The 21,951-nt window shown below is 49.1% G+C and carries 19 protein-coding genes; 16 read left to right on the top strand and 3 right to left on the bottom strand.

The window, feature by feature from the left end:
- From D467_RS0118370 to D467_RS0118325, 10 genes are all read left to right on the top strand, one after another.
- On the top strand, positions 1-846 hold an 846-nt coding region (locus tag D467_RS0118370; protein WP_018919007.1), incomplete at its 5' end, for a dihydroxy-acid dehydratase domain-containing protein.
- Positions 847-1,295: 449 nt separating this feature from the next.
- The gene (locus D467_RS0118365; protein ID WP_018919006.1) at positions 1,296-1,580 is read left to right on the top strand and encodes a hypothetical protein; all 285 of its coding nucleotides are present in this window, start codon (positions 1,296-1,298) and stop codon (positions 1,578-1,580) included.
- A 179-nt stretch (positions 1,581-1,759) separates the two neighbouring features.
- The gene (locus D467_RS0118360) at positions 1,760-2,866 is read left to right on the top strand and encodes a heparan-alpha-glucosaminide N-acetyltransferase domain-containing protein (protein WP_018919005.1); all 1,107 of its coding nucleotides are present in this window, start codon (positions 1,760-1,762) and stop codon (positions 2,864-2,866) included.
- 13 nt (positions 2,867-2,879) lie between these two features.
- Positions 2,880-3,989 (top strand): serine hydrolase, encoded by a 1,110-nt coding sequence (locus tag D467_RS0118355; RefSeq protein WP_018919004.1) that lies wholly within the window; start codon positions 2,880-2,882, stop codon positions 3,987-3,989.
- A gap of 78 nt (positions 3,990-4,067) precedes the next feature.
- Positions 4,068-4,346 carry a peptidylprolyl isomerase gene (locus tag D467_RS0118350; protein WP_018919003.1) on the top strand — a complete coding sequence of 93 codons (279 nt, stop codon included), beginning with the start codon at positions 4,068-4,070 and terminating at the stop codon, positions 4,344-4,346.
- A 135-nt stretch (positions 4,347-4,481) separates the two neighbouring features.
- Positions 4,482-5,417: an ABC transporter ATP-binding protein gene (locus D467_RS0118345; RefSeq protein WP_018919002.1), complete on the top strand. Its 936-nt coding sequence runs from the start codon at positions 4,482-4,484 to the stop codon at positions 5,415-5,417.
- Positions 5,414-6,175 carry an ABC transporter permease gene (locus D467_RS0118340; protein ID WP_018919001.1) on the top strand — a complete coding sequence of 254 codons (762 nt, stop codon included), beginning with the start codon at positions 5,414-5,416 and terminating at the stop codon, positions 6,173-6,175. Before D467_RS0118345 ends, D467_RS0118340 begins: the two co-directional genes overlap by 4 nt.
- Before the next feature lie 47 nt (positions 6,176-6,222).
- Positions 6,223-7,230, top strand: a complete 1,008-nt coding sequence (gene yejK / locus D467_RS0118335) for a nucleoid-associated protein YejK (RefSeq protein WP_018919000.1) — start codon at positions 6,223-6,225, stop codon at positions 7,228-7,230.
- A 118-nt stretch (positions 7,231-7,348) separates the two neighbouring features.
- Positions 7,349-7,813, top strand: coding sequence for a tellurite resistance TerB family protein (locus D467_RS0118330; protein ID WP_018918999.1), 465 nt, complete (start codon positions 7,349-7,351; stop codon positions 7,811-7,813).
- Positions 7,806-8,399 carry an exopolysaccharide biosynthesis protein gene (locus tag D467_RS0118325; protein WP_018918998.1) on the top strand — a complete coding sequence of 198 codons (594 nt, stop codon included), beginning with the start codon at positions 7,806-7,808 and terminating at the stop codon, positions 8,397-8,399. Before D467_RS0118330 ends, D467_RS0118325 begins: the two co-directional genes overlap by 8 nt.
- 3 nt (positions 8,400-8,402) lie before the next feature.
- Here the strand turns inward: D467_RS0118325 and D467_RS0118320 are convergent, their stop codons facing one another.
- Positions 8,403-9,413 carry a serine hydrolase domain-containing protein gene (locus tag D467_RS0118320; RefSeq protein ID WP_018918997.1) on the bottom strand — a complete coding sequence of 337 codons (1,011 nt, stop codon included), beginning with the start codon at positions 9,411-9,413 and terminating at the stop codon, positions 8,403-8,405.
- 196 nt (positions 9,414-9,609) lie between these two features.
- On the opposite strand from D467_RS0118320, the gene D467_RS0118315 reads away from it, so the two are divergent.
- Positions 9,610-9,906, top strand: a complete 297-nt coding sequence (locus tag D467_RS0118315; protein ID WP_018918996.1) for a helix-turn-helix domain-containing protein — start codon at positions 9,610-9,612, stop codon at positions 9,904-9,906.
- A complete protein-coding gene (locus D467_RS0118310) occupies positions 9,903-11,141 on the top strand; it encodes a type II toxin-antitoxin system HipA family toxin (protein WP_018918995.1) in 1,239 nt (412 codons plus the stop codon). Before D467_RS0118315 ends, D467_RS0118310 begins: the two co-directional genes overlap by 4 nt.
- Positions 11,142-11,466: 325 nt before the next feature.
- Here the strand turns inward: D467_RS0118310 and D467_RS0118305 are convergent, their stop codons facing one another.
- Entirely contained in the window at positions 11,467-11,790 is a 324-nt protein-coding gene (locus D467_RS0118305) for a hypothetical protein (protein ID WP_018918994.1), read from the bottom strand.
- Between the two features lie 1,044 nt (positions 11,791-12,834).
- Between D467_RS0118305 and D467_RS0118300 the strand changes: the two genes are divergently transcribed.
- Together D467_RS0118300 and fliD are read left to right on the top strand one after the other, a co-directional pair.
- Positions 12,835-13,104 (top strand): hypothetical protein, encoded by a 270-nt coding sequence (locus tag D467_RS0118300; protein ID WP_018918993.1) that lies wholly within the window; start codon positions 12,835-12,837, stop codon positions 13,102-13,104.
- 148 nt (positions 13,105-13,252) lie between these two features.
- The gene (gene fliD, locus D467_RS0118295; RefSeq protein WP_018918992.1) at positions 13,253-14,656 is read left to right on the top strand and encodes a flagellar filament capping protein FliD; all 1,404 of its coding nucleotides are present in this window, start codon (positions 13,253-13,255) and stop codon (positions 14,654-14,656) included.
- A gap of 87 nt (positions 14,657-14,743) precedes the next feature.
- On the opposite strand, the gene D467_RS0118290 is transcribed toward fliD, so the two are convergent.
- Positions 14,744-16,219, bottom strand: a complete 1,476-nt coding sequence (locus D467_RS0118290; protein WP_018918991.1) for a flagellin N-terminal helical domain-containing protein — start codon at positions 16,217-16,219, stop codon at positions 14,744-14,746.
- A 224-nt stretch (positions 16,220-16,443) separates the two neighbouring features.
- Between D467_RS0118290 and D467_RS0118285 the strand changes: the two genes are divergently transcribed.
- Positions 16,444-17,337, top strand: a complete 894-nt coding sequence (locus tag D467_RS0118285) for a flagellin N-terminal helical domain-containing protein (RefSeq protein ID WP_018918990.1) — start codon at positions 16,444-16,446, stop codon at positions 17,335-17,337.
- 116 nt (positions 17,338-17,453) lie between these two features.
- The gene (locus tag D467_RS19485) at positions 17,454-21,764 is read left to right on the top strand and encodes an O-linked N-acetylglucosamine transferase family protein (protein ID WP_018918989.1); all 4,311 of its coding nucleotides are present in this window, start codon (positions 17,454-17,456) and stop codon (positions 21,762-21,764) included.
- Positions 21,765-21,951: the final 187 nt, after the last annotated feature.

The raw sequence follows: 21,951 nt of genomic DNA, 5'->3' as shown, positions 1-21,951 counted from the left end.
CGCGGTACGCCCACGGTGGTCGATCTGCAGCCTTCAGGGCGCTTCTTGATGGAAGAGTTCTACTACGCCGGCGGTCTGCCCGCTGTGCTCAAACGCCTGGGTGAGGCGGATCGCTTGCCCTTTAAGGATGCATTAACCGTCAACGGCAAAACCCTGTGGGAAAACGTCAAAGACGCCCCGCTGTATAACGACGAGGTCATCCGCCCGCTGGATAACCCACTCACCGCAGATGGCGGCATTTGCGTACTGCGTGGCAACCTGGCACCGAATGGCGCGGTATTAAAGCCCTCGGCGGCAACGGCCGCGCTGATGCAGCATCGTGGACGTGCCGTCGTATTTGAAGACTTCGACGATTACAAGGCACGCATCAACGACCCGGACCTGGACGTTGAAGCCAACGATATTCTGGTTATGAAGCACTGCGGGCCACGCGGCTATCACGGCATGGCGGAAGTCGGCAATATGGGCCTGCCGCCCAAGATCCTTGCCCAGGGGGTGACCGATATGGTGCGTATCTCCGACGCCCGGATGAGCGGCACCGCCTACGGTACCGTGGTGCTGCATGTGGCCCCGGAAGCGGCAGCGGGTGGCCCGTTAGCCGCGGTACGCAACGGCGATATGATCGAACTCGATTGTGCCAACGGTCGCCTGCACCTGGATATTAGCGACGCCGAACTTACCGCACGCCTGGCCGAAAGTGACCCGACAGAAGCCTCGACGCTAATCGCAAGCCAGGGCGGCTACCGCCAGCTCTATATCGAGCATGTGCTACAAGCGGATGAAGGCTGCGACTTTGACTTTCTGGTGGGCTGTCGGGGTTCGGAAGTGCCCCGGCACTCACACTAGTCACATTGCTCCACTAGCTTTTATCCAAGAGTGAGAGTGGGGGTGTTCGGTACGTATGTCAGGTGGGTGTTTAACACACTCACCTGACGCTAGGCATTACGCGCACGAGGCGGCGGGATGATATGCGCCTAGCTCAAGACACGTATCTCTATGGCTGAGAAAGGCAATTAATTGCAGATTAATCTCATTTGGCATGGACAACGGGGCCCATGTGTCAGAGATAACCAATTAATTCCTAAATATATTTTAAAAATCAATAAGTTGGTATGCTCTTTTTGTTTTTAAGCTTTTGACTTTAAAAGTGTTTCTTATTTTATTCGTAAACTTGGTATGGCGAGTGCAATACCGAATACAAGAACGCAACATCAGGAAGATGATTGGTTCTTGGCTAGATGTTTCTTATTTAAATTTACCAAGTAACAGAAAGCGTATTACTTAGGAGGCACGACATGAAAATGGAAGCTCTGAAAAAACTAGGTATTTTAGGCGTATCTTTTGGTCTGATGGCAAGTCCGCTGGCTTTCGCTGAAATGGAAAGCGGCACCGAGCAAGAACCTATGCCGCAAGAAGAGCCGATGCAGGATGAGCAAGGCAGCTTCAACTCCTACGATACTGAGAACGATCAGGACGTAACCACAGAGTATGAAGAGGAAGAGCAAGAATTCACTTACGAAGAAGAGGAAGAGGAGCAGGAAAACGAAACCACTGATTCAGACGATGACTCACAGTGGTAATACTCCCCTAAAGGATTGACTCTTGTTCTGGCTCACGGATGAGCCACAGGATGCCCCGCCAATTGCGGGGCATCTTTGCGTTTAAAGCATCGCTTAGAGGCAACCAATTTATAGGCTATTGTTGAACGAGATTAATTATCTAATCCCTAATCCGTAACGACAACAAGGACGCCTTTATCGTGGTGAACTGGAAGGAAACGCCGCAGCTACCCAAAGCCGAAGGACGTATCGAGGCTATTGATCTGGCGCGTGGTATCGCTATTGGCCTGATGATTGTGAGTCATGCGATAAGCGGGTTGGTGGGCATTCGCAACGTGCCCGACTGGGGCATGGTGCCGATCCATTTTTTAACTAAATTTTCCTCATCGCTGTTTATTTTAGTGTTCGGCATCGCGCTGGCGGTGGCTTTTCTTTCTCATACGCAAACGGAAGATTGGCCCAGGCGGCGCCTCAAGCTATGGCTTCGTGCGTTGGAAGTCTGGTTCTGGTACAAGGCGCTTGTCATTATCGAAATGCTGCCCTTTAGTGCCCCCGCCGATATTGTCGATACGCTGCTTTACGGCCGCTTTGCTATTTGGGTGGAAATTCTCGGGTTCTATGCCATCGCGCTACTTTGGGTACCGTTAATCCTGCCGCTCTGGGCGCGCGCGCCTCTCTGGAGTCGTATTGCCACTATTATCGGCTTGGCCGGGCTTTCCGCTTGGCTACAAGGGTTTACCTTTGGCGGGAATGACATTTTGAAGGCTTTCCTGGTGGATCATCAAGACCATTACGCCTGGGGGCAGATTAGTCGAGCGCCGCTAATTTTTATCGGATTATTGATCGGCGAAGCGTTACTGCGCTGTTACTTTACCGCCGAGCTGCGTCGCCGTCTGGTATTTACGTTGCTGGGTGTGGGTGCGTTAATGGTGGTGGCGTTTTACGGCTTCGCTTTTGCTGAAGGCGATGCTTATGCGGCGATGATGGCCGTTGCCAATAATGCTGGCAAACATCCGCCTGGCCTACAGTTCACGCTGTTTAGCTTAGGCGGTGCGCTTGTCTTACTCGCGTTGGCGCTGGCTGGCGGCGCGATCGCCGCTAAGGCACTTTTGCCTTTAACCGTGGTCGGTAGCGATGCGTTAAAAGCCTTCATTTTTCATATTGTGATGATTTTTCTGGTGCTGCGCTTTCTGCTACAAGGCGAGGGCATGTTTACCTATCCACAGGCACTGGGTATTGGTGGCGTGTTAATACTCGGCGCGGCCGCCTGGATTTGGCTAACCCGCTGGATGGCCACCCACCGCTAAAAGAGGTAATGATTTGCGACGGATTCAACGCTGGCTGCTAGGTATTGCATTTTTGATTGCGCTGCCCGTTTACGCCGATGGGTACGAAACTAACTGGTACTACGAGGTTGATAAACAGAGCACATGGCAGGGCGATTTAGATGCCCGAATAGCTGCCATTGAAGAGGTGTTTGGAGGGGCGCTCGGGGTTTATGTACAAAATCTGACGACCGGCGAGGCGTATTCATGGCAGGCCGACCGGCCCTGGTATCTGGCTTCGCTGGTCAAAGTACCTATTGCCGCGCAAGTGCTTGTCGAGCGCCAGGCGGGCACGTTGTCTCTTGATGAGCGCTTAACGCTTGCGCGCAGTGACTTTGTTGATGGCGCCGGCCCGGTAATTTGGCATGACCCGGGGACGCCGATTTCGGTTCGCTACCTGCTGGAGCAGATGATTACCGTCAGCGATAACACGGCGTCCGATATGTTGATTGAGCGTGTCGGGCTTGTTGAGGTTAATGCGCGTGCCAGGGCCATGATTGCCGCCAGTGGGGGAAATCCTGAGGACATTGGCCCTATTACCAAGCTAGTGGGTGTTCGTCAGGGCGTATACGGGCAGTTTCATCCAGACGCCAAAACCTTGGCCGGTATGGACTTTATCGCGCTGCGTCAGCACCGGTTAAGTCAGCGAGGTATCGCGCTGGCTCGGCTTTTAGGCGTTAATCAGGCGGCGTTACTGCAGCCTGATTATGACCATGCTTTTGATGCCTATGAAGCCACCGGTGAAAACGTAGGCACGCTGCGCGCTTACGGCGACCTGCTGGCCAGTTTATATAACGGGGCAGCGAGCGACTTGGACGCCGATCAGCGTCAGGCGTTGCTGGAGGTCATGCAGCGTACTCGCTCAGGTGACAAGCGCTTAACGGCAGGCATGGGCGATGCGATCAGCTTTGCGCATAAAACCGGCACCCAGCATCGGCGCAGTTGTGATGCAGGCGTTGCCACGCGAGTGGATGAAAGTACCCGTGTTGGCCCTTGGGCCATCGTTACCTGTAGCCGCGGCCCGCTTGCCCTGAGTGACCATGAGCATGCTCTGGCGCAGGTTGGTGATGCGCTACGCTACAGTGGTGCGCTGGGTGCGCCTTGATAGTTCAGGTACCCACAACCCATGCGTGGGCGTGATAAACTAGCCGCCCACTATATTGATTAAATGAAGGAGCTTGTTATGGCACGTGCCAGCGCCCGTCACATTTTGGTGAGCAGTGAAGAACAGTGTTTAGCGCTTAAGCAGGAAATTGAAAACGGCCGCGATTTTGCGGAAGTGGCCAAGCAGCATTCAAGCTGCCCTTCTGGTCGTCAAGGCGGCGATTTAGGTAGCTTTGGGCCCGGCCAAATGGTGCCTGAGTTCGACAAGGTCGTTTTCAGCGGTGAGCTGGGTCAGGTACACGGTCCGGTAAAAACGCAGTTTGGTTACCACCTGCTCGAAATCACTGACCGCAGCTAAGCCGCCAGTGTTTCTATAGCCGTGCAACGCCATCAGGCGTGCACGGCTTATTTTTCGCATTAACGTAATGCGTGATATTGCGTAAAAACTGCCTCAGACGTCGCGGCTTTTACGCTGTGGTGGGAGGAGCACGCCTTGAACGACCCGATTATTTCGATTAATGGCCTGAATAAAACCTACGAAGGCGGCTTTCAGGCACTTACGCGTGTGGATTTATCCATTCAACGCGGCGAGATTTTTGCTCTGCTTGGGCCCAACGGGGCAGGCAAAACCACGCTGATCAGCGTGGTGTGTGGGCTGGTGAATCCTACCGAAGGCCAAGTAGTGATTGATGGCTTTGATAGCGTGACTCACTACCGCCAGGCGCGCGAGCGTATTGGCCTGGTCCCTCAGGAACTAACCAACGAAGCCTTTGAAACGGTATGGAATACGGTCAGCTTTAGCCGCGGCCTGTTTGGCAAAGCGCCTGACCCTGCGCATATCGAAAAGGTGCTTAAATCACTGGCGCTATGGGATAAGCGCGATAACCGCTTAATGACGCTTTCCGGCGGCATGAAGCGCCGGGTGCTGATTGCCAAAGCGCTCTCTCATGAACCACGCATCCTGTTTCTGGATGAGCCCACGGCCGGTGTGGATGTCGAGTTGCGCCGGGATATGTGGGAAGTCGTGCGTGGGCTGCGTGAAAGTGGAGTGACGATTATTCTCACCACCCACTATATTGAAGAAGCCGAAGAGATGGCTGATCGCATCGGGGTGATTAATCGCGGAGAAATCGTACTGGTGGAAGAGAAAGCCGCCCTGATGCAGAAGCTGGGTCGCAAGCAGCTCACCCTGCACCTACAGACACCGCTTAATGAGCTGCCCACTACGCTGCAGCAGGAAGCGCTAAGCCTTACCGCCAATGGATACGAGCTGGTTTACACCTATGACGGCCATCAGGACGAAGAGGGGCACGGCATCTCGGCGCTGCTGGCAACGCTTGCCCGTGAAGGCATTACCTTTAAAGACCTGCATACGCGGCAGAGCTCGCTTGAAGATATTTTTGTCGATTTAGTTAAGGAGCGCGCATGAATCTTCACCCTGTTCGCGCCATTTATATGGCGGAAATGGCGCGCACGCGGCGCACTCTACTACAGAGTATCGTGTCGCCGGTCATCTCAACCTCGCTCTACTTTGTGGTGTTCGGCGCGGCCATCGGCTCGCGTATCAGTGAGATTGGCGGCGTCAGTTACGGCGCCTTTATCGTTCCGGGGCTGATCATGCTGATGCTGCTGACCCAAAGCGTTTCCAACGCCTCATTTGGGATTTTCTTTCCCAAGTTCTCAGGCAGCATCTACGAGATTTTATCGGCGCCGATTTCGTATCTGGAAATTGTGATTGGCTATGTGGGTGCTGCGGCGTCAAAGTCGATTCTGCTGGGGCTGATTATCCTGGGCACATCGAGCTTTTTTGTACCGCTGGAGATCGCACATCCTTTCTGGATGCTGACGTTTTTGGTGTTAACCGCCGTCACCTTTAGCCTGCTTGGGTTCATTATCGGTATCTGGGCGGATGGCTTTGACAAGCTGCAGCTTGTGCCGCTGCTGATTATTACGCCGCTGACCTTCCTGGGTGGCAGCTTCTACTCGATTGATATGCTGCCTCCCTTCTGGCAGACCGTGACGCTGGCTAATCCGGTGGTCTATCTGGTGAGCGGTTTTCGCTGGAGTTTCTACGGTATTAGCGATGTCAGCGTGGCGGCAAGCGTGGCCATGATTACGCTGTTTTTGGTCGCAAGCCTTGGCGCTATTGCCTGGATATTCCGCACCGGTTATCGCCTTAAGCCATAACCCACGCCGCCGTATTTCTGTTTATTGTCTGGAGCTGATGCCACCTTATGCCGCTGCTGCAAAGTATTGTTCACCGCTTGGATCCGTCGCTTGATGGCGAACGCTTAACCTTAACGGCGGCGCCAGCCCCCGCTGAAAGCGATGACCCGGTAATGGCAAGCCTGGTGAACGGGCTTAACGACACCTATAACACCAAAGCCAAAGGCTGGGGCCGTTTTGCTGAGCAAGGCGAACAGGCAGGGCCAATGGTTGCCTGGCTGCGCGACTACATGGCCGGCGAGCAGGACTTCACGCAGCTCTCAACAGCGATTGCCGAGCGCCTGGCGCGCGAGCTGCAGGAGCAGCTCTCGGTAAGTGGCTATTTACTGCTCGCGCATTTACGTCAGGGCGATACGGAAACCCTGTTTATAGCGTTAGTTCACCAGCGCGAAGGCATCGGCATTAACGAGGCACATCAAGCGGTACCCGCAGCGCAGCTAAATACCAGCCAACTAACCTTGGCCGCTCGGGTCAATTTAACCCAGTGGCAAAGCGATGCGCCCAATGCCCAGTACGTATCGTTTTTAAAAGACCGCGGCGGCAAAAAGCTCGCCGAAGGCATGGTGACTTTGCTGGGCATGGAGGAGGGCATCGATGCCCCGGCGGAAACCCGAACGCTGTTAAAAGCCTTCAGCGACTACGTTGAAAAAGAAGACTTCGACGAAGACGCCAGCCGCGACAAAACCGATACCCTGGTGGATTACGCCAATGAGCAGCTGCGCCGCGGCGAACCCATGACCCTGGAAGCGCTCTCTGAGCTCGTGGACGAGCAGCAGCCCAAAGCATTTTTTGAGCATATCCGTAATGCCGACTACGGGCTTGCCGCAGAGATTCCGCCGGATAAACGCACGATTAGCCAGTTTCGGCGTTTTACCGGGCGCGCAGGCGGGGTGTCCATCAGCTTTGACTCGCATCTACTGGGGTCTAGCATCGAGTATGACGAGGGCCAGGATCGGCTAATCATCAAGCAGGTGCCCAAGCAGCTCAAAGAGCAGCTTACCAAGCGGAAATCGTGAGTGGTGAGCTGTGAGTGGTGAGTGGTAAATCGTGGGAGTGGAGAGGGCGGTGGTTGGGCACTTTGCTTGTTGTTTGACGTCCAATGTTGAGATACACGTATTATCAGGAGAGTGCCCTATGCTGGATGCCATTACCCACTTCTTTCAACGTGCCCTGGCCGAACCCGAGCGGCGCGACAACCAGACCTTAACCCTTGAGCTCGCCACTGCGGCGTTGCTGTGTGAAGTAATGCGCGCTGACTATAATGCCAGCGATGCCGAACGTGCAGCGTTACAGCAAATGCTCACGACCCGTTACCGGCTAGGCGAGCACGAAGTCGCCGAGCTTATGGCGCTTGCCGAAGCCGAGGTAGAAGAGGCGGTCGATCATTACCAGTTCGTCAGCCTGGTAAGAGAGCACTATGGCTATGCGCAGCGCTGTGAACTGGTCGCATTGATGTGGCAGTTGGCGTGGGCTGATGGTCGCGTGGACCCCCTTGAGGAGCACCGTATCCGGCGCTTGGCGGATCTGCTTCATGTAAGCCACAGTGATTTTATTCGTACCAAACTACAGGTAAAGGAGCGCCACGACGCGCATGAGTGAATCACCTGAAGCGACCAATCTCACCGAGCTGATTCAGGCGATGGAGGAGAAGGCGGATGGTATGTCCCAGGTTAGCGTCAATGATATTGTCGATGCTGTCGGCCGCCGCTCCTTTGCGCCTCTTTTATTGATCGCCGGCCTCATTACGCTGGCACCGGTGATCAGCACGGTGCCCGGTATTCCCACCTTCATGGCCGTATTGGTCTTGCTGGTTTCCACTCAGCTGTTAATTGGCCGCAAAACATTCTGGCTACCCAAGTGGCTATTGAATCGTTCGGTATCGCGCAAGAACTTTGATAAAGCCATTCACCTGATGGAAAAGCCCGCCAAATGGGTCGATGGCCTGTTAGGCGTGCGCTTGCGGTGGATGACGGGCCGCATGGGCATCCGCGCCACGGCGGTGGCCTGCTTGTTGATAGCCCTTGCCATGCCGCCACTGGAGTTTATTCCGTTTTCCGTCAACGGGGCCGGTTTTGCGCTGCTGTTATTTGGCCTGGGGCTTGTCGCCCACGACGGGCTGGTTCTCTCGCTAGCCTTTCTGGTTACCGCCGCCACGTTTGTGGCCATGCTGATGTATTTTCTATAGCGCTTACTCATCATCGGACGCTGCAAGAAGCTCCTCTACCAACTGATTCAGCTGTTGCTGAAACTGCCCGCCAGGTGATGGCGGCGTGGGGTCTGAGGTGATTACTACCGTCATGGCCCGCTCGGGGATCACATAAAGCGCCTGGCCACCGTATCCGCGCCCGTAGTAGGTAGGCGTTTCTGCCAGTTGGGTAACAAACCAGCCAAACCCGTAGCCGTCGCCTGTCCATTGGGAGGTGCCGCGCGGTGTCCATGAATCATCCACCCAGCCTTCAGGCAATACACGCTTGCCTTCAATCATGCCGTCATTGCGATAAAGCTCGCCCACTTCAATCAACGCGCGTGGCGAAAGCTGCATGTCGTTGCCGCCAAAATAAATGTCCTGAGGGTCGCGCGGCCAGGGCGGGATTGAGATATTGAGTGGATCTCCCAGCAGCCGTTTTGCAAGCGCATGGGTGGTTTCACCGCTTGCATAGGTAAGCGCGGCCGAAAGCAGATGGCTGGTGCCGGTGGAATACAGCATCCGCCCGCCGGGCTCATCGACGAATGGGCGGCTCAGCGCGTCGTTAATCCAATTAGAGCTTGCCACCCAGGCACTGTAGTTGCCGCCTGAGGTGCGCTCTAACCCCGCCTGCTGGGCCAATAGGTGCTCAACCGTAATATCGCTAACACGTGGGTCTAACCCTGAAGGCAGGCGGTCGCCGAATAGCGCCACCATGGGCTGCTCGACGGATTCAATAATGCCTTCTTCAATGGCCGCGCCGGTAACGGCCGCCAGCACGGTTTTGGAAAGCGACTTGATATTGGCTGGCTGCGCAGTGCCGGGGCCACCTTGGTGAAACTCGTGAATAATCTCTCCATCGTAGGCCACTATCACGTTGTGTACGCGATTTAGCTGGCTGGTTTGCTGGTCTAGCGTCTGCAGTGCATTCGCTGAAGGTTCATCAGCGGCTGCATAGGCGGTGGGTAACAAAGAAATAACAGCTAACGGAACAAGCCAAGCAGACGCGCGCATCACAACACCTTCGATATAAGTGGCAAAGATTCGAGGTCTAGAAGTAAGAGAGGTTCCACCGCAGATAGCTACTAGACGAAATAGTACTTTCTGGAACTGAAATGGAGCGCTTCATTATTAAAGGCCATATTTGACATTCTATAGTCATTTTAAGTGTATAATGGTTTATAAATAGACCATTATTTATAGGTTTTCTATGGCGCTCACTCACTCCTTGCTTGCTCCTGGCGAGCTGTCTCAGCAGGTTGGTGCCAACGCACGAGAAGCACGACTGGCAAAAAACCTTTCTCGTAAAACCTTGGCGCAGATGACGGGTATTTCAGAGTCCACCATCAAACGATTCGAATCCAGTGGGCAAATAACCCTCGATAGCCTAGTCCTCATTGCCACGGCGCTGGGCACCACACGCCAAATTGCCGTGCTATTCAAGCATGAGCACCCCATATCACTTGACGAGATCAAGCAGGCAGGGCGTGCCCGGGGGCGAAAATGAAGCGTATCAACACCGTAGAGGTGCTGTTGGCAGGTAACCCTGTGGGGGAGCTCGTCGCTAGCCGACAGGGTATCTATTTTGCCTATCACCCGAAGTGGATGGCGGAAGGCTTCAATTTATCGCCTCTGAATATGGATTTTACTAGCCAACCACAGAAGGCACCCGACTCACTTCTTTTTACTGGTCTACCCGGCGCATTTGCTGACTCACTGCCAGACGGCTGGGGAATGTTGCTCATGGACCGCTACTTTCTTGCCGAGCATGGAAAAGACCGGAGAGATATTTCCCCTCTTGATAGGCTGGCCTATATGGCCGACAAGGGAATGGGGGCATTGGAATATCGCCCCATTATTGAGCGTACCCCTGACCAAGAGAATATTGACCTAATCCAACTCTATCAGGCAGCTAATGCGGTCTACGAAGGTGAAACCGCGGCCACTCTAGATGCTTTACGACTAGCCGGTGGCTCCCCAGCAGGAGCCCGGCCTAAGGTGATCGTTGCGTTATCTTCTGATGGAAAACAGTGTAGTACATCTTTTCAGGCGCTTCCTGAGGGCTATCAGCATTGGTTAGTGAAATTCCGTGCACCAGCCGAGCACAGGGATACGGGAGCCATTGAGTACGCCTACTCGATGTTGGCAGAGCATGCAGGTGTGAAAATGGCCGCGAGCAATCTCATTGAGGTCGTTTCCTCAATGGGAACCGAACGTTTCTTTTCTACACAGCGTTTTGATCGTAACGGTAATCGTAAAATTCACATGATGACTGCTAGCGGTATTCTTTATGCCGATTACAGCGCACCATCGTTGGACTATTCAGATCTACTCAAAGCTACCAGCGCGTTCACCCGCCACGCAGAAGACGTTGAGCGCATGGCGAGGTTGATGGTGTTCAACGCCCTGACCCACAATCACGATGACCACGCTAAGAACTTCGCCTTTTTGCATGATCAGGGGCGATGGACACTGGCGCCCGCTTATGACCTGACTTACGCCCCTGTTCGGGGCTACGCAGATGAGCATACAACGTCGTTCAGTGGGGCAGGCCTGGCTACCCGTAAAAAGCTTAAACAGGTTTGTGCTCCCTTCAGGTACTTAAAACCAGACCTCTATATTGAGCAAACCCTTGATGCCCTATCCGCGTGGCCGTCCCTTTGCCATGAACTAGAAATCGATACCCAGCAGCAGAAAATGATCCAGCGGGCATTCGACAAAAAACGCCAACGTCTTGAGTAACGCGAGCTATATTGCCACGCAAGCTCAGCCACTTTCTAATAGGGAAATGCAGGAATATTACGCAAAGATTTGAAAAGCCTGCTAGGCTGAAGGCGTTACTTCGAAGTAAGCAACCCTTTGATTTCACCCAAAACGCAAACTAGCAAGGAGCGCCGACATGCGTAATATCATTTATATCGTAGGTCTGATTGTTGTTGTACTGTTCATCCTTTCGATGCTCGGCCTGCGTTAATCGCGCCAATAAAAAGCCCACAGGTTTCACCTGTGGGCTTTTTTGTGCGTGTCTGTTTGTATTTTTTACGCGAGTACCTTGCGTCATCGCGCCTTAAGCGCAGTCAGCGGCCCCTTGGCCAAACATATCGAACATCAGCTCACGGCCCATCGGCGTCAAAACAAAGCGGCCATATCCATTGAAGGTAGCAGCCCCACTGATTTCCAAAATCTCTTGGCAGGCTGCCCACTCAGTTGCCTGCGCGCGCAAGGCGCTAAGTTCACGCTCGGTCAGGCCGCGTTGCGAGAGCGTAATGCTCTCAAGCACATACCCATGGTCATAAAGCATTTCTGCTACCGCTGAGAGGCAGTGACGTAGGCTACGCTGAGCATTGGTAGCAGGCGTGTGACTGGAATCGTAAACGTACTGTGCATGCATGATGCGGTGTCCTGCGAAAGGCACGAATGAATATGTTGCGGTGCATTGTAAAGCAGGGAGGGGGTTAGACCAAGGTCTATAGTGTTCTGATTGTGTTATGAGCGGCTGTTTAATCGTAAAAATGCGGGCATTTACATAGCAGGTATGGCCATAAAGCCATCTAAAGGCGGGAAAGTAATAAACAGTGTTATACCAGCCAATCTTATGCATTTCATACAAATTGTTACATTGAAACGGGCGGAAATACTTAATTTATAAATAGGTTATTAAGATGAGAGTGTTCTCATTTCTTAAAATAACATTTTGTAACCAACTAGGGTTAACAAATAGTTTTAGTAGAGGGTATTTTAATAGAATAAAAAATTGATATAAGACTTGTTTATACCTTCCTGCAAGCGAACATAGGCGATCTTTATACGTCTTAGATAGCAAGTTAACTAAATACGGTAACTCATCCTTATTTCAAAGCTCAGCATAGGATGTGGTTTTAATTAATTGGCTACTGAATGAGATGCAATAACAAACGAAACAAGCTTGAACCCAGCAGAGCTGTGGTGGAAGCTATATTTGAATGCAAGGGAAGCGCTTTGTTGGTAGACAAAAAATCTTAAAAACCTGGTGCTGAATTCAGCTAACAACACATCAATGGGCATAATGAAACACAGTGAATTAAAAGGGCTGTAGACTAAGGTCTAATATGTGGTATTTTATAAATATAAATTTATAAGTTCATGAAAATGAAAGATTTAAAACAGTATAATAATTGTTATGAAGAGTTGTAATCCTATGAATAAATGGTGAAAAGATAATTAAAAGCTTTGCATAGTGTAATCAAATAGTAATTTTATTTTTCTGAATTTGTTTTTTCATAAAGGTTTAGTCTTGGTATTCCTGATATTAAGTTATTTATTAGGAGTGCTTGCTGAAGCGTTTGTAAAACAGAAAAAGAATATTGAAGGCGACTAAATTTCCCATAACGATATAGCCAAAGAGTAAGTGGGCAGTCGAAGTCGAAAAACATCATCAGAAGAAAATGAAAGGGCCATGACATTTATAGACGCGCTAAGTAAAGAAAACGCTAAAGGGTCATTTTCAGCTAGTGCCATTTACGGGCATGCCGCTTTATTAGATTTAGCTAAATTTCCCTTTGAAAGCGAGGAAAGTATTATGAAAAAAATAAGCACAGCGGCCGGAGCAAGGGACGATTCAGCTCTACAGCATACAGAATTGTCACAGTTGAAAATCTTGGAGGAGCAAATGCGTGATGTGAGCCGTTACCTTCATCAGCAGTATCTTATATGTCAAAAATTTTAAAAAATACAAAAGCTTCTGCTTTTTTATATTTATGATTGCTACGTAGCTGAAAAGTAGCTACTACGTCATAGGTATACAGCGCTAAAGTTAAATGATTTTCAGCCGATAGTACAAATAATGAACATATTCAGCTTCTAAGGATTTCGTAATGGCAGGTATATCTTCTCCTGGTATTGGATCAGGGCTTAACGTAACACAACTGTTAACTGATTTGCGTGCGGCTGAAAATCAGAAGCTGGTACCTATTACGAAACAAAAAGCCGACCAGAATGCCAAAATTTCTGGATATGGCCAGCTTAAAAACGCGTTGGAGCAGTTTCAGACGTCGGTCAACAAACTTAATGATCCTAAGCTTTATCAAAGCCTTTCGACTGAGATTCGCGGGGGCAGTGCGGTCAAAGCAACCGCGAGTGGTGAAGCGACGGCAGGCCGCTATGACGTTGAAGTAACTCAGTTGGCACGTGCGGGTAGCTTGGCCGCCACCAGCATCCAAGGGGATGAAGCGCTTACTAAATCGCTTGCTGGAGCTGGGGCGAATCTCTCCCTTTCCTTCGGTAGAGACGCTGAAGGCAGCCCTACTGCTACTCAGAATATTCCACTAACCGAAGGGAGTTCTCTTGAATCAATCCGCGATCAGATTAACGCTTTTGATTTTGAAGATGGACCAGCGGTTAGCGCCTCTATCGTTAACGATGGAACAGGTTATAGGTTAGCGCTTAATTCTACGGCTAGCGGCAAAGATGCATCTATTAATGATATGTCTTTTTCAGGAGTTTCAACGGAGCTAGCCGCTGATAGTAGTACTGCCTATCAAGGCCGTGATGCTGAATTAAAAGTCAACGGCATTGGCATCACCAGTGCAACCAACCGTGTAGAAGGCGCGATAGCAGGCGTGACGCTTGAAGTTGAAAAAGTTACTGAAGAGGGTAGCCCCAACACTGTCATCGTTGCACGTAACACATTGGCGGTACGCGAAGCTGTTGAAGGTTTTGTAAAAGGTTATAATGACCTTAAAACGAAAATTGGCGAACTAACCGCGTTTAACGGCGGCGGCGATGCAGCTGGAGATTTGATTGGTGACCGTGCTGTGCGCACTATTGAATCCCAATTGCGCTCAGCGCTGGTAGGCAGTGTCCCCGGTGGTGACATTAACCGTCTTTCCGATATGGGCATTGAGCTGAATAAAGAGGGCAAGCTTGAGCTGGACTCAAGTAAAATGAGTAAAGCGGTAGCGGAAAACCAAGATGCCGTAGCCGCATTTTTCGCAAGTGATAGCGAAGAAGCAGGCATGGGCGGTCAGGTAAACGAAGTAGTGAATAGACTGCTAAGTGATAATGGCACCTTGGGCAGTGCCAACCGCAGTGCAAAAGCGAGTATCGCCGCTCTAGATGTCCGTTTTGAGCGAACCGAAGCCTCTATTGACCGTACTATTGAGCGCTACCGAAAGCAGTTTTCGCAGCTGGACGTGATGATGTCACAAATGAGTAGCATGAGTGATTATCTAACCCAGCAGTTCGACATGATCAATTCACAAATGTCCAGCCGTAAATAACATGGCTTAAAATAAGCGTAACCCCCTGCTGCTATGGCATGTCAGAGGGTTACGTTTGGTTAATTGCCGCTGTATAACAGCTACTTGCTAGAGCGATAGCAAATCAAGAACACTTTGAGAAGACTGATTCGCTTGCGCAAGCATGCTATCGCCTGCCTCTTGTAAAATTTTAACTTTTAACAAGCGGGCACTTTCCTCAGCATAGTCGGCATCCATAATACGTGATTGCGCCGCCTGCAAAGCAATGCTGCTCTGTTCGTACCCTGCAACAGCCCCTTCAAATCTATTCTGCATGGCACCATAATGGCTGCGATAAGTATCAATTTGGCTGAATGCATCATGTAAGTGCGCTAAAGCTTCACGCGCACGTTCTACAGGATCTAATTCAACTCCCTCAAGGCCTAGTGAACGATAGTCGGCAGGTGTGGGGGCAATCGTCAATTTACTGACTGCCTGACCAAAGGCAGCGCCCGTTACAATCTTGGTTGCTTGGCTGGTCGGCGTGCTGGAAGGCGCAGGCTCAATAAGCTCAATAGGCATTTCGTCCCAGGTTGCTTTAGCATAAAAAGCGCCCTGGCCTACAATAAGCAACATCAAGGGCTCTGTAGTTGCGTCAATGGTAATGACCTCTACCCATTCTGCAGAATCAACGGCGCCCAAATTACCATCATTAAAGCTGGTGTTTTCTTCATCTGAATTGAAAGCGCGGTCTCGGTCGCCGCTATAGGTGATCTGCATTCCTGCATATTCTTGATCAACGGGGGGCATCGCTACATCATATTTGCCTGTGGCATCCGCAAAGGACGAGGCATCATAGCTCGCACCCGGTTGAAAACCGTTCTCTTCGGTTAAAAATTTATTTGCCGTTTCTACATCGCTAATACCTCGCGATGCCCATACGTGATCCGTTGGACTATCATCGGTTTCAATAATAGGCGTACCTACCAGGTGCCTTCCATCCAGTGTGAAAAGCTGCATATCGTCGTCAGCACTTAACGAATCCATTTCGATACGCACATTGGTGGCACCGGCAGGAATATAGGCAACAGGTACGATTCCCGATGTAAAACTTTGTGACACGCCATCAAGTTTGACCGCAATATGCTCAGTATTACCAAGTTTTGCCGGACTAGGATCAGGCGTGACTGGGGCTAGCGGTGTTTTACCAAACGCTTCCGTACTTAACGCAATGCGATCAATTTCACTACGAAGCTCTAGATACTCACCGTTAATGGCTGCCCGGTCGTTGTCGGAGAGCGTTTCGCTTGCAGCCTGTACGGCTAAAGCATTAGCCCGGTGCAGCAGTGAATTTATGTTATCAAGGCCGCCTTCCGCCGTTTGCATCAGACTAATACCATTGTTCAAGCCCTTGATGGTTTGATGATTAGCGCGCACGTTACTTTCCATGCGATTAGCAATGGCTTGGCCAGCAGCGTCATCTTTTGCGCCGTTCACACGTAACCCAGAGGATAGACGTTGCATGGCAGCTTCAATGTTATTGATTGTTTTTAGGCGATTATTCTGGCCTGTAAGCGCCATTAGATTGGTGTTGATCACCGCCATGAAAAAGCCTTCTGAAAAGTAATTTGTCTAGGTTTAGTGAAGAAGGGGTCAATTTTATGACTTTACAAAATAAAAAGCGCGCAGTGTTTTAGGTTGATACGTTCAGTTACAAAAAAAGATCAGGTTTCTCCTAAAGAAAATTATCAGCGTGCCGTTAATTAATATAACGGCAGTGAGCCGTAAGGCAGGCCGACCAGGCCAGTAACTATACGTAGGAGATTTACATGTCTGTTATCAATAGCAACATCACAGCGCTGATCGGCCAAAACAACCTGAAAGGCGCGCAAAGCTCGCTGCAACAAGCACAAGAGCGTCTGTCTTCTGGTATGCGTATCAACAGCGCCAAAGATGACGCTGCTGGCCAGGCCATTGCTAACCGTATGACCAGCACCGTGACTGGCCTGAACCAGGCGGCACGTAACGCTAACGACGGTATTTCTCTGGCCCAGACTGCTGAAGGTGCACTGGACCAAATCAACGACAACTTGCAGCGCATTCGTGAGCTGACCGTTCAGGCGCAGAACGATACTAACACTGCTCAGGACATTGACTCCATTCAGGAAGAAGTCAACGAGCGTCTTGCTGAAATTGATCGTGTAACTGAGCAAACTCAGTTCAACGGACGTAGCCTATTTGCTGCCGACTCAAGCACTTCCTTCTCTATTCAGGTTGGTGCTAAAGATGGTGAAACCATTTCTATCTCAATTGGCGCAGCGACTGGCGAGGGTGCCGATACTTCTGCAGCTGGCTGGAATATGTATACCTCTACAGGCAGTAACACTGTAGATGCTGTTGACGGCGTTGATCGTAATGTAGAAGCGAATGGCTTCGATGTTTTAGAAACGGATAATGCATTGGCGATCTTGGATGCACGCCTGTCGACTGTTGATAAAGAGCGTAGTAACTTGGGTGCCATGCAAAACCGTTTTGAAACGGCGCTGGATAACATTTCAACTACTTCTACTAACTTGCAGGCAGCTCGATCGCGTATCGAAGATGCCGACTACGCTGTAGAGGTATCCAATATGACGCGTGCCAATATTCTCCAGCAGGCCGGTACTTCCATGCTGGCCCAGGCTAACCAGACTCCGCAGAGCGTTCTTTCTCTGCTTCAATAAGTCTGTTTTAAACCTAAAGAACCCGGGCCCTAGGCCCGGGTTTTTTATCGTTTGTAGAATGCGTTTAATCGGTATAGTAGCGAAAATTTTTTATAGACCCGCATAAAGTAGAGACCATGGCTAAGAAAAAAACACATAAGCAGAAAACATTGGTTGCCCAGAACAACATAGGCCATGGAGAAACTTTTGGGGTGCCTCGAGTTGATGCAGAGGCGTTCATGGCGCTCTATAACGCTAAAAAACTAACTAAGGCGCAACAGGCAGCACAGCTCATGGTAGACAATTACTCTGAGAGTGCCTTTGCATGGAAGGCTCTAGGCACCGCTTTTTTAGAGGCAGGTGATGCCGCCTCTGCATTAGAGCCCTTGACCAAGTCTTATGGTTTGAATACAGAGGACGTCCTCACACTTACGAGCTTGGCTGCGGCATATTATCGACAAGGCGATGAGCAGCAAGCTATTGAATACCAGGCACAGGCGGTTATTCTTCAGCCTAAATATGGACCTGCGCAGTATCGCCTGGCAGAAATGTTACAAAATGCTGGACAGCATTTTGTAGCTCTTGAGCATGCGCAGAAAGCCTTGGGACTTGGCTACGATGAGCTACGTTCGCGCTTAATGGTTGGGGCTCTACAATATCAAACTAAGTATTTCAGCGAGGCTTTAAAAAATTATCATCTTTTGGAACGAAAATTCCCAAATCATCCCACAGTATTTAATAATTTAGGTAACTTATACAAGGATATTGGTGAGTATGAAAAGGCCGAGCTTTATTATCAAAAGGCCTTGAAGAAAAGTCCTGAGTTTGTCATGGCATACTCGAATATTTTCTTTGCAAAGCACTATAATCCTGCAACCACCCAGGCTGAAATTATTAACTTTGCCAAGGGGTGGGAAAAACGCTTTGCATTGCCCTCAATGCAAAGCGTATCGGCTAAAAAAACTAAAGAAAAGACATTGCGCGTAGGTTTAATATCATCAGGATTTAGAATTCACCCTGTTGGACAAATGATAGCCACGGCGTTAGAGAATAGTAGGCCTGATATTCACTTTTACGCATATTCGACGAATGACGTTAATGATCATATTACAAAGCAAATTCGTAATGCTTGTAAACAGTGGCAGCAAGTACGTCATTTAAATCAAGAAGCGACAGCTGAGTTGATTCGACATGATCAAATAGATATTTTGATTGATCTTTCAGGCCATGGTGATGGTAGCTGCTTACAAGCAATCTCCATGCGTCCGGCGCCCTTATGTATTAAGTGGGTAGGTGGCTTGGTTAATACCATGGGGCTAGAGTCAATTGACTATTTATTATCCGATAGTATTGAAACTCCTAAAGGCGTTGATGATCAATATACCGAAAAGTTGATTCGCCTGCCGAATGACTATATTTGTTACGTACCCTGTTCCTATGCGCCGAAAACGACCTCGCTACCTGCCCTTAAGAACCGCTACATTACGCTTGGCTGCTTGAATAACGCTGCTAAAATTAGTTCTCAGCTTTTGGCTCAGTGGGCTTTATTAATGCATCAACTGCCGCAAAGCCGCTTACTTCTGCGGGGAGCTCAGTATGAAAGTCAGGATTTTTGTCAACGTATATGGGATGAAATGGTAGAGCATGGTATTGAGCAAGAACGTATTTTGCTCGAAGGCCCAGCGAAGCATCAAGAGTTTTTGGAAACCTATCAGCGTATCGATATCGCGTTAGATACTTGGCCCTATTCCGGTGGTTTAACCACTTGTGAGGCCATGTTAATGGGGGTGCCGGTAGTCACCTTGCCTGGCCCTACGTTCGCAGGCCGCCACAGTGCTACCCACTTGATTAATGCTGGGTTGCCAGAGCTTGTCACCAATAGCTGGGATGAATATCGCCAGCGTGTACTTGAACTGGCTAATGACCTGCCTAATCTGGCCGTTATTCGCGCAGGCCTACGTACAATTTTGCACTACTCCCCAGTATGCGATGCGCCGCGTTTTGCTAATCACTTCAATAATGCACTACGTGCCATTTGGGTGCGTTACTGTGAAGATAAAGCGCCAGAAGCCCTTACCTTCAACAAAGAAGGTGAAATGTGGTTTGCGGATGAGGATAAGCTGGTTGAGTTGCCCGAGGCGCTAAGTGAAGAAGTAAATGAAGAGGAAACGTTTGAATGGGAATTCGATGAGCCAATCATTATTGTAGATAATGCTGCCATAATGCCGGGACACCCCGACTACCACAAATGGATGGCAAGTGGTCACTTGGCAGTCATAAGCTTCGACCCGTCAAGCTTACTTAATAATAAAGTAGAAGAGCTCAAGGAGTTTGGTGAGCTACATTACTACCCCCATGCGCTTTTAGGTGATGGCCAGCCTACAACGCTCTACGCCACTTTGAATGCAGAGCAAGGCAGCACGCTAAAGCCTTTGGCAGAAGGCCAACTGCCTGAGTACCAGCGAGATAAGTTTAAAGTACTAGCGGAATTACCTATAAATACGGTTGCCTTGGATAGTATAGAGGGGCTATCAAGCGTCGATATGCTAGTGCTTGATGATCTACATGACGCTATGAAGGTGCTAGAGAATGGTAGCAAGTACCTAAAGGACACGCTTCTTATTCAGGTGAAAGTGGCTTTTCAGGCCACTCATGAGCGCCAGCCGAATTTGGCTGAGTTACAGCACTGGGCTAGCCGTAACGGGTTCAGATTTTATACGTTACAAAATTTACAATCTCATAGTCACTTTCCAAAAAATGTGCCTGATGAAAAGTATCAGGCCAACGAGTTAGTAAGTGCACATGTTTTATTTTTACCAAGCGATCAGCGTCTAGGTGAGTTAACTCGCCTAGACGCTATCAAGCTTGCGTTTCTTTTGGATTCTGTGTGCGAAATTCGAGATATGTCATATTTCATACTAAGTATGATCTCAAGTGATTATGCTGAGTTATACCTAAAGGGTAGTTCTATAGTAAATAAATTTCAGCAAGTTCAGCAAAACGCGAGACTCTCAAGCGTTCAAGATATCATTAGTTATTTAGAAAATGCTTCTCTAAAAGAGCAGGTTGCGAAACATCAGCTGCCAGCACATTTAGTAGTATCACTAACCTCTTATAAGCCTAGATTTGACTGTTTGCACCTCACGTTGCGTAGCCTATTGCTGCAGGAGTTCGCACCAGATATTCTGGTTCTATGGATTTCAGAAACAGAAAAAGAAGAGCTTCCAGGCGCAGTGTGGGAGTTAGTGCAATATGGTTTGAATATTCGCTTCTGTGAAGATATACGCTCTTACAAGAAAATTATTCCAACGTTAAAAGATTATCCAGAGAGTTTTATAGTTACGGCTGATGATGATCTCTATTATGAGCCAAATTGGTTAAAGGGCTTGGTGGAAAGTTGGGATGGTGACTATAAGACGGTTGTGGCACATCGAGCACATAAAATTATTTTAAACGTTGATGAAGAACCAATCCCATACAAAAAGTGGAAATGGCAGGTAGGCCCAAATGAGCCTGCTGATGAATTGATTTTTCCAACAAGTGGGGCAGGCGCCTTATGGCCTCCACATGTTTTTTATAATGATATAGCAAGCAAAAAGCACTTTATGAAATTTTGCCCAGACGCAGATGACATCTGGTTGTACTGGATGGCATCGTTAAATGGAGCAAAAATAAAACGGTCTGATCTAGATTTTCATTTAGTCGAGCTTTCCAATAATAATACTACTCCCTTGTGGCATAATAATATTCATCAAGGCGGCAACGATAGGTGTGTATCTCTACTTATGAGTAAATATGGTGCACCTTGGAAAGAGGGAAAAATAAAAAAAGAAGGTGCGGAGGTATTTTCAGTACCTCGTTACTGGGAAGCTCGCTATCAGCAGGGGGGCACCTCTGGCGCAGGTTCTTATGGAAGACTTGCGAAGTTTAAAGCTAAAGTGATAAATGGTTTTATTGAAGAAAAAGAGATTGTCAGCGCTTTAGAGTTTGGTTGTGGTGATGGAAATCAATTGTCACTAATGAAATCAATTGATTACGTGGGGGTGGATGTTTCTATATCCGCTATAGAATTGTGCAGCAAAAAATTTAGTGAGGACAAGTATAAGCGTTTTTTGACATTAGACGATTTTAAAAACAATCCTTTTAGTGCAGAGATAACACTTTCTTTAGATGTTATTTACCATCTTATTGATGACGATATTTATCATGGCTATATGTTGCGGCTGTTTATGAGTGCTAATAAATACTGTATTATTTATTCAGCGAACATCGATGAGAAAATGGTAGATTTACACGTCAGAAAAAGAAAATTCACTGACTGGGTTAGTCAGTATACCCCGCAGTGGAAGTTATTACGATTTATTCCCAATGATTATCCTATGAAAAGCGATAGCGATCCGACTAACACTTCATTCGCTGATTTTTATATCTTTGAAAAGCAGATGTAAGTATAAAAAAATAATCCTAAGAATAAGATGGTGCAATAAATGTTGTTATAAAATTATAAGATAAAAGATGTGGTTGAAGTTAATCTATGCTGTCGCTGTGCTTTGCCTATATAAGTAGAGCCAAGCATGGCGCTTTGTAAATTCTCTACACCCATGATAGTAATTTTAACTCCTTAGTGTGATAGCC

Source organism: Vreelandella zhanjiangensis DSM 21076 (assembly GCF_000377665.1).
Classification (GTDB): Bacteria; Pseudomonadota; Gammaproteobacteria; order Pseudomonadales; family Halomonadaceae; genus Vreelandella; species Vreelandella zhanjiangensis.
The sequence above is the reverse complement of the archived record's forward strand: the minus strand, read 5'-3'. Positions and strand labels throughout refer to the sequence as shown.